At 60.5% G+C, this 13787-nt stretch carries 9 protein-coding genes; 4 read left to right on the plus strand and 5 right to left on the minus strand.

Going from position 1 to position 13787, the window contains the following annotated elements:
- Positions 1-13 precede the first annotated feature (13 nt).
- Together BLU76_RS19785 and BLU76_RS19790 are read right to left on the minus strand one after the other, a co-directional pair.
- On the minus strand, positions 14-508 hold the full coding sequence (locus BLU76_RS19785; RefSeq protein ID WP_063322008.1) for a DUF934 domain-containing protein: 495 nt from the start codon (positions 506-508) through the stop codon (positions 14-16).
- On the minus strand, positions 492-2150 hold the full coding sequence (locus BLU76_RS19790; RefSeq protein ID WP_092145591.1) for a nitrite/sulfite reductase: 1659 nt from the start codon (positions 2148-2150) through the stop codon (positions 492-494). The genes BLU76_RS19785 and BLU76_RS19790 overlap by 17 nt, the downstream gene beginning before the upstream one ends.
- Positions 2151-2653: 503 nt before the next feature.
- On the opposite strand from BLU76_RS19790, the gene BLU76_RS19795 reads away from it, so the two are divergent.
- Positions 2654-3781: an ABC transporter substrate-binding protein gene (locus BLU76_RS19795; RefSeq protein ID WP_072347617.1), complete on the plus strand. Its 1128-nt coding sequence runs from the start codon at positions 2654-2656 to the stop codon at positions 3779-3781.
- A 54-nt stretch (positions 3782-3835) separates the two neighbouring features.
- On the opposite strand, the gene BLU76_RS19800 is transcribed toward BLU76_RS19795, so the two are convergent.
- Positions 3836-4054, minus strand: a complete 219-nt coding sequence (locus BLU76_RS19800; protein WP_072347696.1) for a DUF2970 domain-containing protein — start codon at positions 4052-4054, stop codon at positions 3836-3838.
- Between the two features lie 230 nt (positions 4055-4284).
- Here BLU76_RS19800 and BLU76_RS19805 point away from each other — a divergent pair, with 230 nt between their 5' ends.
- A complete protein-coding gene (locus BLU76_RS19805; protein WP_092223983.1) occupies positions 4285-5757 on the plus strand; it encodes a reprolysin-like metallopeptidase in 1473 nt (490 codons plus the stop codon).
- A gap of 164 nt (positions 5758-5921) precedes the next feature.
- On the opposite strand, the gene metH is transcribed toward BLU76_RS19805, so the two are convergent.
- Complete coding sequence (gene metH, locus BLU76_RS19810; protein WP_092145595.1) at positions 5922-9632, minus strand: methionine synthase; 3711 nt, start codon at positions 9630-9632, stop codon at positions 5922-5924.
- Between the two features lie 156 nt (positions 9633-9788).
- Here metH and BLU76_RS19815 point away from each other — a divergent pair, with 156 nt between their 5' ends.
- Together BLU76_RS19815 and nfuA are read left to right on the plus strand one after the other, a co-directional pair.
- Complete coding sequence (locus BLU76_RS19815) at positions 9789-12080, plus strand: fatty acid cis/trans isomerase (protein ID WP_092223985.1); 2292 nt, start codon at positions 9789-9791, stop codon at positions 12078-12080.
- A 115-nt stretch (positions 12081-12195) separates the two neighbouring features.
- A complete protein-coding gene (gene nfuA, locus BLU76_RS19820; protein ID WP_003182850.1) occupies positions 12196-12780 on the plus strand; it encodes a Fe-S biogenesis protein NfuA in 585 nt (194 codons plus the stop codon).
- A 200-nt stretch (positions 12781-12980) separates the two neighbouring features.
- On the opposite strand, the gene cobM is transcribed toward nfuA, so the two are convergent.
- On the minus strand, positions 12981-13727 hold the full coding sequence (cobM, locus tag BLU76_RS19825) for a precorrin-4 C(11)-methyltransferase (protein WP_092223987.1): 747 nt from the start codon (positions 13725-13727) through the stop codon (positions 12981-12983).
- Positions 13728-13787: the final 60 nt, after the last annotated feature.

Below are 13787 nucleotides of genomic sequence, written 5' to 3' on the forward strand. Positions count from 1 at the left end.
TCATAGGGCTGTCTCAGCGACGACGGAACAGCGGCAGCGGTTCGTCAGTGGCAGCCTGGTAGGTCACCGAGAAGTCCTTGAGGCTTTCGAGGGCCTCAAAGGGGTCTTTGTCGGCACGCAAGGCAAAGGCGTCGAAGCCGCAGCGGCGCATGTAGAACAACTGGTCGCGCAGTACGTCGCCAATCGCCCGCAACTCACCCTTGAAACCATAGCGGTCGCGCAGCAGGCGGGCGTTGGAGTAGCTGCGCCCGTCGGTGAAGGCCGGGAAGTTCAAAGCGATGACCTGCAACTGGTTGGCGTCCTCGCCGATTTCCTCGGCTTCCTCGTCGGCGTCCAGCCACACGCCCAGGCCGCCGTCGCGGGCCTTGAGGGCGTGGGCATGATCGCGCCACAAGGCCAGGGGCACGATCAGGTCGTCACAGTTGGAGATGCCATCGAGGGTCGCGTCCTTGGGCAGCAGGTGCCAGGTTTCGTCGATGACCTCGTTGTTCTTAATGATTCGCTGCATAGACGCGTTCCTTGAAGAGGTCGATGCCAATACGTTGGTAAGTGTCGATGAAACGCTCGTCTTCGGTACGTTGTTCGATGTACACGTCGATCAGCTTCTCGATCACGTCAGGCATGTCGTCCTGGGCAAACGACGGGCCGAGGATCTTGCCCAGGCTGGCGTCGCGGCTACCGCTGCCGCCCAGGGAGACCTGGTAGAACTCTTCGCCTTTCTTGTCCACGCCCAGGATGCCGATGTGGCCGACGTGGTGGTGACCACAGGCGTTCATGCAGCCGGAAATGTTCAGGTCCAGCTCGCCGATGTCGAACAGGTAGTCCAGGTCGTCGAAGCGACGCTGGATCGATTCGGCGATAGGGATCGACTTGGCGTTGGCCAGGGAGCAGAAGTCGCCGCCCGGGCAGCAGATCATGTCGGTCAGCAGGCCGATGTTCGGGGTGGCGAAACCTTGCTCGCGCAATTCGCCCCAGAGGGTGAACAACTGGCTCTGTTCAACGTCCGCCAGGATGATGTTCTGCTCATGGGAGGTGCGCAGTTGGCCGAAGCTGTAGCGCTCGGCCAGGTCGGCCACGGCGTCCAGTTGCTTGTCGGTGATGTCGCCCGGCGCGACGCCGGTTGGCTTCAGGGACAGGGTCACCGCGACATAACCCGGCTTCTTGTGGGCCAGGGTATTGCGGGTGCGCCAGCGAGCGAAGCCAGGGTGTTCCTTGTCGAGGGCAGCCAGCTCGGCGTTCTGGTTGCTCAGGACTTTGTAGTCTGGATCGACGAAATGCTTGGCCACACGGTGGACTTCTGCTTCGGTCAGGGTGGTCTGGCCGCCACGCAGGTGAGCCATCTCGGCTTCGACCTTCTCGGCGAACACTTCAGGCGTGAGGGCCTTGACCAGGATCTTGATCCGCGCCTTGTATTTGTTGTCGCGACGGCCGTAGCGGTTGTATACCCGCAGGATGGCGTCGAGGTAGCTCAGCAGGTCCTGCCACGGCAGGAACTCGTTGATGAACGCGCCGACCACCGGCGTACGCCCCAGGCCACCGCCCACCAGTACACGGAAGCCCAACTCGCCGGCCGCGTTGTAGACCGTCTCCAGGCCAATGTCGTGGACTTCGATGGCCGCACGGTCAGAGGTCGAGCCGTTGATGGCGATCTTGAACTTGCGTGGCAGGTAGGCGAATTCCGGGTGGAACGTCGTCCACTGGCGGACAATCTCGCACCACGGGCGCGGGTCGATCAACTCGTCGGCTGCGACACCGGCGAACTGGTCGGTGGTGACGTTGCGCAGGCAGTTGCCGCTGGTCTGGATCGCGTGCATCTGCACGGTGGCCAGTTCGGCGAGGATCTCGGGCACATCTTCCAGGGCTGGCCAGTTGTACTGGACGTTCTGCCGGGTACTGATGTGGGCGTAGCCCTTGTCGTAGTCGCGGGCGATTTGCGCCAGCTTGCGCACCTGGCGCGAAGTCAGCTGGCCATAAGGCACAGCCACCCGCAGCATCGGGGCGAAGCGCTGGATATACAGGCCATTCTGCAAGCGCAGAGGGCGGAATTCTTCTTCGCTCAGCTCGCCTGCCAGATAGCGTCGGGTCTGATCACGGAACTGCTTGACGCGGTCCTCGATGATCCGCTGATCGTACTCGTCATATACGTACATATAAGTCTCGGTCTCAGGCTTGGGCCGATCAGAAACAGCTGCATGTTGGCTCGCTGGAATCGGGTTCTGCCTCGGCAATTCTGCGCGCACGGCCGCGCACTCCTAGAGGAGCCGGTGCAAGATACCTGTTTTGAGTTATGCGCAAAAGTGATGTTTGAGTATATGTAAAGAACCAAATCGACTAATGAGATTGATTATTGCCTAACCCACATTTGTCGTGCGGGCAATCATCGTCTTAACTGTGGTCGAGTCCCTATGCAATCACCTACAAAACCGACAAGAGGCGATGCAATGAGCAATCCGACCAAAGCAAGGAAAAGCGACAGTACCGTTGATGCCTGGGCCATTTTGTTCCTGATTATCCTGGTGGTGGGCACCGCAGTGTTCTGGGTCAGTCATCAATAGGTTCGAGCCGTTGCCAGCTACATGAAGGTCTCGCGTTCATGTGCCCGTTCGCCACCCGGGTCGTTATACTGGGTGGCGTATTATTCAGGGCGGGCGGGATGTTTAAGTTTATCTGCAGGCTGGTAGCGTTGTTATGCCTGTCATTCTGGTTACCGGTGCACGCCGCCGGCGCTGTTTCTCCTTCAGCCCAGGTGAGGGCTGCGACTTCGGTGGTGTTCCTCAATCCGGGGCGTTCGACCGAGACGTTCTGGGTCAGCTATAGCGAGTTCATGCAGGCCGCGGCTAATGGCTTGGGGTTGCGCCTGCGCGTGGAGTACGCCGAGCGCGATCCCGAGCGCATGATCCGCCAGGCTCAAGACGTCATCACGTCGGTTGACCGTCCGGACTACCTGGTGCTGGTGAACGAACAGTATGTTGCCCCGCGCATCCTGCAATTGGCCCAGGGTAGCGGGATCAAGCTGTTCCTGGTGAACAACACGCTGACCAGCGACCAGACCCGCCTGCTGGCCCAGCAAGGCGCGCCGCCTCCCGAACTGCTTGGCAGCCTGGTGCCCGACGACGAGCGCAGTGGCTACCTGATGCTCACCGAGCTGTTGCGCCAGCATGGGCCGCTGGCGCCTGGGCAAACCCTCGACCTGTTGGCATTTTCCGGAAAGAAGTCCACGCCTTCGGCGCAACTGCGTGAGAAAGGTCTGTACCGGGCGCTGGCCGAGCATCCACAGGTACACCTGCGCCAGTTGGTCTATGGCGAGTGGAATCGCGAGCGCTCCTACGAGCAGGCCAGCCAACTGGCCAAGCGGTATCCGCAGACCGCGTTGGTGTGGTCCGCCAACGATGAGATGGCCCTGGGCGCCATGCAGGCGTTCGAGGAGGCGGGTCGCCAGCCAGGCAAGGATGTGTTGTTCAGCGCCATGAACAGTTCCAGGGCGGCGCTCCAGGCCCGCATCGACGGGCGCTTGAGCGTGCTGTTCACCGGGCACTTCAGCTTGGGAGGGTGGGCCATGGTGCTACTCCATGATCACGCCCGGGGCACTGACCTCGCGCGTCATGGCGGCTACAACCAGCAGATCGACCTGATGCAATCGCTCGATCCGGCCCGCGCTCGAGCGTGGCTGAACATGGATCCTGCCAAGGACTATCGCCTGGATTTCAAGCGCTTCAGCCTGGTGTCTCGCCCGGATGGCGAGCGCTATGCCTTTTCGCTCGATGGGCTGGGGCGTCGCTAGCCTCGGCCCGGATTGCAGGCAAGCTGTCCATAATGATCTGTGGATACTAAGTGTTCACACACCCGCAAAGTACAACACCAAATTAACGATCCCATACAACGTCAACCCGAAAATGACCGTAAACAGGATGCCGAGGATCACGAAGTGACTCGGCTTTCCATGGGTAAAGTCCCGGGCGCGGTTTTTCCCGCTTTGCACGCCAAAGGCCGCCGCCCCCACGCTGTGCAGCATTTGCAACAGAGTGGGTGGCTTATTGTCGGTTGGATCGTCCATAAATCCCTCGTCTGTCATGTGTGTGGGACAAGCATAGACAAAAGATCTCGATCCGCGGTGGCCTCAGTCATGGATCTCTGGCGCCCGGTTTTCCCCCAACGCCTTGGCAGACAGAAAATCAGTCAACCTAAGCCTTCCTGACCCGTGTCGCTACTGGTACTTCTGTCAGTATCCGTCCCGGTGGGATTGGATCACGCTGATGACTCCTGTCACTTGCGGAGATATCAGCCATGAACGTCCGAAGCTCGTTCACGGCCACGGTTTTTTACCGTTGGGCTACGGCTACGCTGGTTTTCCTCTTGGGGTTGCCGGTAAGCAATGCGGCAACCGAAAGCCAAGAGAACACACCTCAACCGACGTCGGCGAGTGTTTATGCCAATGCGATTGGCGATGCCCGCTTTGAACGTTCGGCGATACACGTTGAGCAGGGCTATACGATTGAGAGTGGCAATTTGTATGCCCGTGATGGGAAGGCAGGCTCGCTGGTGGTGGTTCGGTCTCCGGAGGGGGCGGTCGTTGGGATTGTCAACGAGCCCGATAAGCATGGCTTGTTAAAAGTTGACCCCCAGGGGCGCCTTACATTCATTGCCGAGCCAGCTGAAGACTTGTTGGAAAACGATATGGTCGAACCACAGGAAGATATTGGTCGCCCGGAGACGGCCAGTGACGGGCACTCTTATATTGATATGCTCTTCGCTTATTCTGCCAATGCGCTGAATCAGCTGGAGGTCGATCCCATTGCTCACGCGCTTGCACAGGTTGAAATGGTCAATCTCAGCTTACGAAACTCGCGCGTCGGGGAAGTTTCATTGCGACTCGGTGCCGTCAGCGTTTTTGATGTGCCTTACAATACCAGCAACGAGGGATTGACCAACTGGCAAGATCTTCTCAGCCCCTATCGGGACCGGTACAAAACCGATGTGAACGCAGCCATTGCGACGGGTACCAACCAAGAGCAGGGAAGAGCCTATTTTCGTGGATATTCAAGCGTCAGCGCCTGGTATGCACCCACCACTTTTACCCATGAGATAGGGCATAACGTCGGAGGGGACCATTGCGAAGAGGCAAACGGTTCGGACTACAACTATGGCTACAATAACGGCAAAACCAAAACCAATATGTGTACCGGCAGTCGATCCCTCTACTATTCGACACCTGCCGTCAATGATACTTACGGCTTGCCGATAGGGAATGCAAGGACGGCCGACATGGCACGCGTCTGGCGTGAGAGTGCGGCGCGATTGACGGGTTACAAGCCGGAACTGCCAGGTCTGCGTATGCTGGTCGTCAGCGGTCTCCATAATCAGGCGTCTACTTACATCCGGATTCCTGGAATAGAGCGACTTTACATGGGCGGGATCGTTGCTCTGTCAGCCGATGTGGGTCCTACAGAGCTGGCGCCAGGAACAGATGAAAAGTTCACGATGCTGAGGGTGAAGTTGTTCAATGCGGCAGGTAATGAAGTGGTCGTTAAGTTACGGGGGATTCGCGTTCAAGAGGAAAATGGTTGGCGGGAACATATGAACAGTAAGCGTTTTCTCGGAGCGCTCGGCCCCATGGTTGGGCTTGAAATACAATACGATGTTCGGGATAACGTAGCGCTTCCGGCGGGATACTATAATGGATTGTTGCAGTTGGAGGCTCGAAGAGTTAATTCTGATTGGAAGGAGTCAATAAATATAATTGTCTCTGTGAAGAAGTAAGTTAGGGTTGTTACATGTTGCGGATTTTTGCATCGGAAATTGCTGCTGGGGTTTGGCAGCGCTATAACTGATTTTTGAAAGTCGCAGCCTTCGGCAACTTCAGGATTCTATATCCATGTAGGTTGACGAAGGCTGCGGTCTGTTTGGGCTAAGAAGATCTTATATCAGCTGTCATACCCCAAATTCGGCGACAACCAACGCTCCGTCACACTCAACTCCTGACCCTTGCGCGCGGTATAACTCTGCACCTGATCCTTATCGATCTTGCCCACCGCAAAGTACTGCGCCTGGGGATGGGCGAAGTACCAGCCGCTGACCGCCGCTGCCGGGAACATCGCGTAGTGTTCGGTGAGGAACACACCGCTGCGCCCGGCCTTCAGTTCGCTGGCCTCGGGGTCGAGCAGGCGGAACAGGGTGGCTTTCTCGGTGTGGTCCGGGCAGGCCGGGTAACCGGGGGCAGGGCGGATGCCGGTGTATTGCTCCTTGATCAGGGCGTCGTTGTCCAGGCTCTCGTCCTGGGCGTAGCCCCAATAATTTTTGCGCACTTGCTGGTGCAACCATTCGGCGCAGGCCTCGGCCAGACGGTCGGCGAGGGCCTTGACCATGATCGAGTTGTAGTCGTCGCCGGCCTCCTGATACGCCTTGGCGACTTCTTCGGCGCCGATGCCGGCGGTGGTGATGAAGCCGCCGACGTAGTCGGTCACGCCGCTGTCCTTCGGCGCGACGAAGTCGGCCAGGGAGAAGTTCGGCTTGCCGTCGGTCTTGATGATCTGTTGGCGCAGGTGGTGCAGGCGGGCCAAGGGCTTGCCGTCGTCACCGTAGACTTCCAGGTCGTCGTCATGCACCTGGTTGGCCGGCCAGAAGCCGAACACCGCGCGAGCGCTGATGAGTTTCTCGTCGATCAGCTTGCGCAGCATGGCCCGGGCATCGGCGTACAGTGCGGTGGCGGCTTCGCCGACCACTTCGTCGGTGAGGATGCGTGGGTACTTGCCGGCCAGGTCCCAGGAGATGAAAAACGGCGTCCAGTCGATGTATTCGGCCAGGACGTTCAGGTCGATGTTATCCAGCACCTTGGCGCCGGTGAAGGTCGGCTTGACCGGCTGGTAGCTGCTCCAGTCGAACTGCGGCTTCTTGGCGATGGCCGCTGCATAGCTCAGGCGTTCGGTCCGAGCGCTGCGGTTGGATGTGCGCTCGCGCACGTCCATGTAGTCCAGGCGGGTTTTCTCGACGAAAGCCGGCTTGAGTTCCTTGGACAGCAACTGGGTCGCCACGCCCACGGCACGGGAGGCATCGGTGACGTAGATCACCGCGTCGTTGCTGTACTTGGGCTCGATCTTTACCGCCGTGTGGGCCTTGGAGGTGGTGGCCCCGCCAATCATCAGCGGCAGGTGGAAGTCCTGGCGCTGCATCTCCCGCGCCACATGCACCATTTCATCCAGGGACGGGGTGATCAGGCCGGACAGGCCGATGATGTCGCACTTCTGCTCCTTGGCCACCTGCAGGATCTTCTCCGCCGGCACCATCACGCCCAGGTCGACGATGTCATAGCCGTTGCAACCGAGCACCACGCCGACGATGTTCTTGCCGATGTCATGCACGTCGCCCTTGACCGTGGCCATCAGGATCTTGCCCTTGGCTTCTGGCTTGTCGCCTTTTTCCGCCTCGATGAACGGAATCAGGTGGGCCACCGCCTGCTTCATCACCCGGGCGGATTTCACCACCTGGGGCAGGAACATCTTACCGGCGCCAAACAGGTCGCCGACGATGTTCATGCCGGCCATCAGCGGGCCTTCAATGACCTCGATCGGTCGGGCGAACGACAGTCGCGATTCTTCGGTGTCTTCGACGATGTGGGTGGTGATGCCCTTGACCAGGGCATGTTCCAGGCGCTTGTTCACTTCCCAGCCGCGCCATTCCTCGGTTTCCGCTTCCTTGACGCTGCCGTCGCCCTTGTACTTGTCGGCGATGGCGAGGAGGGCGTCGGTGCCTTCGGGGGTACGGTTGAGGATCACGTCTTCCACGGCGTCGCGCAGTTCCACCGGGATCTGGTCGTAGATCTCCAGTTGGCCGGCATTGACGATGCCCATGGTCAGGCCCGCGCGGATCGCATAGAGCAGGAACACCGAATGGATCGCCTCGCGCACCGGGTTGTTGCCACGGAACGAGAAGGACACGTTGGACACGCCGCCGGAGGTCAGCGCGTAGGGCAGTTCGTCGCGGATGTAGGCGCAGGCGTTGATGAAATCCACGGCATAGTTGTTGTGCTCTTCGATACCGGTGGCGACGGCGAAGATGTTCGGGTCGAAAATGATGTCTTCCGGCGGGAAGCCGACTTCATTGACCAGGATGTCATAGGAGCGCTTGCAGATTTCCTTCTTGCGCGCCTCGGTGTCGGCCTGGCCGGCTTCGTCGAACGCCATCACCACCACGGCGGCGCCGTAGCGCTTGCACAGCTTGGCGTGATGGATGAACTGCTCGACACCTTCCTTCATGCTGATGGAGTTGACGATGCCCTTGCCCTGGATGCACTTGAGGCCGGCCTCGATCACTTCCCACTTGGAGGAGTCGATCATGATCGGCACGCGGGAGATGTCCGGTTCGCCGGCAATCAGATTGAGGAAGGTCACCATGGCCTTCTTCGAATCGAGCATGCCCTCGTCCATGTTGATGTCGATCACCTGGGCGCCGGCCTCGACCTGCTGCAGCGCCACTTCCAGCGCTTCGGTGTAGTTGTCCTCGCGGATCAAGCGGGCGAACTTGGCGGAACCGGTAATGTTGGTCCGCTCGCCGACGTTGACAAACAGCGAGCTGCGATCGATGGTGAACGGTTCCAGGCCCGACAGGCGGCAGGCCCGGGGAATCTCTGGAATCGGCCGCGGGGCATAGCCGGCCACGGCCTTGGCGATGGCTTCGATGTGCGCCGGGGTGGTGCCGCAGCAACCGCCGACGATGTTCAGGAAGCCGCTCTGGGCGAATTCCTCGATGACTTTGGCGGTCTCGGCCGGCAATTCGTCGTATTCACCGAATTCGTTGGGCAGGCCGGCGTTCGGGTGCGCCGAGACATGGGTGTTGGCCTTGTTCGACAGCTCTTCCAGGTACGGGCGCAGCTCGCTGGCACCCAGGGCGCAGTTCAAGCCCACGGAAATCGGCTTGGCGTGGGCCACGGAGTTCCAGAAGGCTTCGGTGGTCTGGCCGGACAGGGTACGACCGGACGCATCGGTGATGGTGCCGGAGATCATGATCGGCAGTTCGACGCCCAACGCTTCATAAACACCCTGCACGGCGAAAATCGCTGCCTTGGCATTGAGCGTGTCGAAAATGGTTTCGATCAGGATCAGGTCGGCACCGCCTTCGATCAGGCCCTTGGTGGCCTCGGTGTAGTTCTCCACCAGTTCGTCGAAGGTCACGTTGCGGTAGCCGGGGTTGTTCACGTCCGGCGACAGCGAGCAGGTGCGGCTGGTCGGGCCGAGTACGCCGGCAACGAAACGTGGCTTGTCCGGGGTTTCCAGGGTCTTGGCGTCAGCCACTTTACGGGCCAGGCGCGCGCCTTCCAGGTTCAGCTCGTAGGCCAGGCCTTGCATGCCGTAGTCGGCCTGGGACACCTGGGTGGCGTTGAAGGTGTTGGTTTCCAGGATGTCGGCGCCGGCATCCAGGTAGGCTTTTTCGATGGCGCCGATCACGTCCGGGCGGCTCAGCACCAGCAGGTCGTTGTTGCCCTTGACGTCGCTCGGCCAGTCGGCGAAACGCTTGCCACGGTAGTCCTGCTCTTCGAGCTTGTAGCTCTGGATCATCGTGCCCATGCCGCCGTCGAGGATCAGGATGCGCTCCTTGAGGGCTTGCTGGAGAAGATAAAGGCGAGCGCTGCGATCGGACATAGGACTACCTGGAAAAAAAGACTATTACGAAGGCCAGGATGATAGCAAACCTGTGCAGGATTTGATCATGATGGGCTTTTGCATGAATATCGCTCATGTTTGCAAGGCGATGCTGGCCCGGTAGAATCGCCGGACTATCTCTTAGGGACCCGAGACATGCCGTACCGCGTCTTATTCGGCAGTCTGTTGCTGCTGTTGTGTTTTACCGCAGCCGCCGGGAGCCGTGCTCCAGCGATCTCCTACACCCGCGACATCCAGCCGATCTTCACGGAAAAATGCGTGGCCTGCCATGCCTGCTACGACTCCGCTTGCCAGTTGAACCTGGGCAGCGGCGAAGGCGCGGCGCGGGGCGCGAGCAAGCTGTCGGTGTACGACGGCGAGCGGCGCCAGGCGGCCGAGCCGACCCGCTTGTTCTATGACGCCTCCGGCCAGCGCGCCTGGCAGCGCAAGGGCTTCTATTCGGTGCTCGATGCCCAAGGCAGCCAGGCTGCCCTGATGGCGCGCATGCTGGAGTTGGGCCATCGCACGCCGTTGCAGCCCAACGCCAAGCTGCCGGAAGAGATCGTGCTGGGCCTCAATCGCGAAAACAGCTGCGCGATGCCGGATCAATTCAACGAATACGCCGGCGCCCATCCCAAGGAAGGCATGCCCCTGGCCGTCACCGGCCTGACCGACCAGCAATACCAGACCCTGCAACGCTGGCTGGCCGCAGGCGCCCCCATCGATCAGCAGGCCCTGGCCCCGAGTGCCGCCGAAGCCTTGCAGGTGGTGCAATGGGAAAACCTGCTCAACGCCCCTGGCGCCCGGGAAAGCCTGGTGGGCCGCTGGTTGTTCGAGCACTGGTTCCTGGCGCACATCTATTTCAAGGACGGCGAGCCGGGGCATTTCTTCCAGTGGGTCCGTTCGCGCACGCCCACCGGGCAGCCGATCGACCTGATCAATACCCGCCGTCCGAATGATGACCCTGGCACCCGCGTCTATTACCGGCTCTGGCCGGTGCAAGGGGTGATCGTGCACAAGACCCATATTACCTACGGCTTGAGCGCGGCGAAGATGGGGCGCATCAAGAGCCTGTTCTACAGCGGCAAATGGCAGGTGACCGCGTTGCCGGGCTACGGTCCGGAGCGCCGGGCCAATCCATTTTCCACCTTCGAAGCGATCCCGGCCCAGGCTCGCTACCAGTTCATGCTCGATAACGCCGAGTATTTTGTGCGCACCTTCATTCGCGGGCCGGTGTGCCGGGGCCAGATTGCCACGGACGTGATCCGCGACAATTTCTGGGCGCTGTTCCAGGCCCCCGAACATGACCTGTACATTACAGATCCGAACTACCGCGGCCAGGCCACGCCGCTGCTGGCAATGCCGGGGCAGAACGACGACGTGGGCAGCGTCCTCAGCTTGTGGCTCGACTACCGGGACAAGCGCAACGAGTACGAAGCCTTGCGCCGCGACGTCTATGCCGATGCGCCGGCGCCGAGTTGGTCGACGCTGTGGGCCGGGAATGACAATGCATTGTTGAGCATTTTCCGGCACTTCGACAGTGCCTCGGTCAACAAGGGCTTGATCGGCGAAGTGCCGCAGACGATGTGGCTGTTCGACTTCCCGTTGCTGGAGCGCACCTATTACCAATTGGCGGTGAACTTCGATGTATTCGGCAACGTGTCCCACCAGGCCCAGACCCGGCTGTATTTCGATCTGATCCGCAACGGTGCGGAGCAGAACTTCCTGCGCCTGATGCCGGCCGACTCCCGGGAAGGCTATCTTGACGACTGGTACCAGGCCGGCGGCAAATTCAAGATGTGGCTCGATTATGAGGCCATCGACGATGACAAACCGACCGCCCTCAAGCTTGATGAGCGCGACCCCAAGGGCGATTTCACCCAGCAACTGCTGGCCCGGTACGGCGAGCTGAATGCCCGCCCCGATCCGATCAACCGCTGCGACGGCGCCTACTGCTCGCGCCCGAACATCGACCCGGCGCTGCAAAACGCCGAACAGGCCCTCAGTCGGCTGGTGTCGCGCCCTGCGGCGGGGCTCAAGGTGATCGACCAACTGCCGGAAGCGACTCTGCTGCGCGTCGAAACCGCCAGTGGTCATCGTGAAGTCTACAGCCTGCTGCGCAACCGAGCCCATAGCAACGTGGCGTTCCTGCTGGGCGAGGAGGCGCGATACCAGCCGGGGCTGGACACACTCACGGTCTACCCGGGCGTGCTCAGCAGCTATCCGAACTTCATGTTCAACATTCCGGCCGGGCAAGTGCCGGCATTCGTCGAGGCCATGCAAGGCGCCCAGGATGCACCGGCGTTCGAGCGGATTGTCGAGCGCTGGGGCATTCGTCGCAGCCACCCGCAGTTCTGGTACTACTTCCACGACCTGAGCCAGTACATCCAGGAGACGGAGCCCCTGGAAAGCGGCGTGTTGGACATGAATCGCTACCAGAACCTCTGATCGACAGCTCCGGCGGCAAACTCCGTGCCGCCGGACGCTTTCCTGACAAAAATACTGGGACTTTGTCCGGCGCGATGATTGGCGTAAACTGCCGGCAAGCCTGCGAGGAGTTTCCATGACCGCCATTACCATTACCGATGCCGCCCACGATTACCTGGCCGACCTGCTGTCCAAGCAGAACACCCCGGGTATCGGGATCCGCATCTTTATCACCCAGCCCGGCACCCAGTACGCTGAGACGTGCATTGCCTACTGCAAGCCGGGGGAAGAAAAACCCGAAGACACCGCGCTGGGGCTCAAGAGCTTCACCGCGTACATCGACTCGTTCAGCGAAGCCTTCCTGGACGATGCGGTGGTCGACTACGCCACTGACCGCATGGGTGGCCAACTGACCATCAAGGCGCCAAACGCCAAGGTGCCGATGGTCAATGCCGACAGCCCGGTCAACGAGCGCATCAATTACTACCTGCAAACCGAAATCAACCCGGGGCTGGCCAGCCACGGCGGCCAGGTTTCGCTGATCGACGTGGTGGAAGACGGCATCGCCGTGCTCCAGTTCGGCGGCGGCTGCCAGGGCTGCGGCCAGGCTGACGTCACGTTGAAGGAAGGCATCGAGCGCACCTTGCTCGAGCGCATTCCGGAGCTCAAGGGCGTACGCGACGTGACCGATCACACGCAGAAAGAAAACGCCTACTACTGATAGGTGTTCGCTGTGGCGAGGGAGCTTGCTCCCGCTCGATTGCGAAGCAATCGCAAGGCAACCGATGTGCTCTTCGTGATGGGCACATGAGTTGCAGGGGGACCGCTTCGCGGTCCAGCGGGAGCAAGCTCCCTCGCCACAATAGTTTCAGTCGTCAGCCTGGACCCACAGGGGACTCGGGTTGGCTCCAGCCGGTTGCGTCAAGGGCGGTAGAGATGCGCATGCCCGGCACGGTACAGCGATGATTCGCTGAACACGTCATTGCCCAGCACACGCCCCACCAGGATCAGCGCCGTTCGGCGGAAACCCTTGGCCTGCACCTTCTCGGCGATATCTGCCAGTGTACCCAGCACCCAATCCTGATCCGGCCATGTTGCCCGGTGGATCACCGCAATCGGGCAGTCGGCGCCGTAATGGGGCCGCAGTTCGTCGATGATCTTTTCCAGGTGATTGACCCCCAGGTGAATCGCCATGGTCGCCCCGTGCTGTGCCAGGTTGCCCAGTTCTTCCCCGGCAGGCATCGGGGATTTATCGGCGTAACGGGTGAGGATCAGGCTCTGGGAGATGTCCGGCAAGGTCAGTTCTGCACCCAGCAAAGCAGCACAGGCTGAGGTCGCGGTCACGCCCGGGATGATTTCGAAAGGGATGCCCAGTTCCCGCAGGCAACGAATCTGCTCGCCAATGGCGCCGTACAGGCTTGGGTCGCCGGAATGCACCCGGGCCACGTCCTGCCCCTTGAGATGGGCGCTCTTGATCAATTCGATGATCTGTTCCAGATGCAGCTGGGCGCTGTTGATCACCTGTTCGGCACAATGGCCGTCAAGGACGGCGGTTGGTACCAGGGAACCGGCGTAGATGATCACCGCGCAGTGGCGGATCAGTCGCTGGCCTTTGACGGTAATGAGATCCGGGTCGCCGGGGCCGGCGCCGATGAAGTAAACGGTCATGACCGGCTCCTGTGAAAGGTGGGTGAGCGTCGCCCAGATGAAGATCGCTCATGATCCTGG

The sequence above is a fragment of the Pseudomonas sp. NFACC08-1 genome, from assembly GCF_900106735.1.
Classification (GTDB): Bacteria; Pseudomonadota; Gammaproteobacteria; order Pseudomonadales; family Pseudomonadaceae; genus Aquipseudomonas; species Aquipseudomonas fluorescens_Q.

Bases quoted from the DNA above. Each gene is read 5' to 3' on its own strand.
- BLU76_RS19785 (WP_063322008.1), bottom strand. From the start codon at position 508: ATGCAGCGAATCATTAAGAACAACGAGGTCATCGACGAAACCTGGCAC.
- BLU76_RS19790 (WP_092145591.1), bottom strand. From the start codon at position 2,150: ATGTACGTATATGACGAGTACGATCAGCGGATCATCGAGGACCGCGTC.
- BLU76_RS19795 (WP_072347617.1), top strand. From the start codon at position 2,654: ATGTTTAAGTTTATCTGCAGGCTGGTAGCGTTGTTATGCCTGTCATTC.
- BLU76_RS19800 (WP_072347696.1), bottom strand. From the start codon at position 4,054: ATGGACGATCCAACCGACAATAAGCCACCCACTCTGTTGCAAATGCTG.
- BLU76_RS19805 (WP_092223983.1), top strand. From the start codon at position 4,285: ATGAACGTCCGAAGCTCGTTCACGGCCACGGTTTTTTACCGTTGGGCT.
- metH (WP_092145595.1), bottom strand. From the start codon at position 9,632: ATGTCCGATCGCAGCGCTCGCCTTTATCTTCTCCAGCAAGCCCTCAAG.
- BLU76_RS19815 (WP_092223985.1), top strand. From the start codon at position 9,789: ATGCCGTACCGCGTCTTATTCGGCAGTCTGTTGCTGCTGTTGTGTTTT.
- nfuA (WP_003182850.1), top strand. From the start codon at position 12,196: ATGACCGCCATTACCATTACCGATGCCGCCCACGATTACCTGGCCGAC.
- cobM (WP_092223987.1), bottom strand. From the start codon at position 13,727: ATGACCGTTTACTTCATCGGCGCCGGCCCCGGCGACCCGGATCTCATT.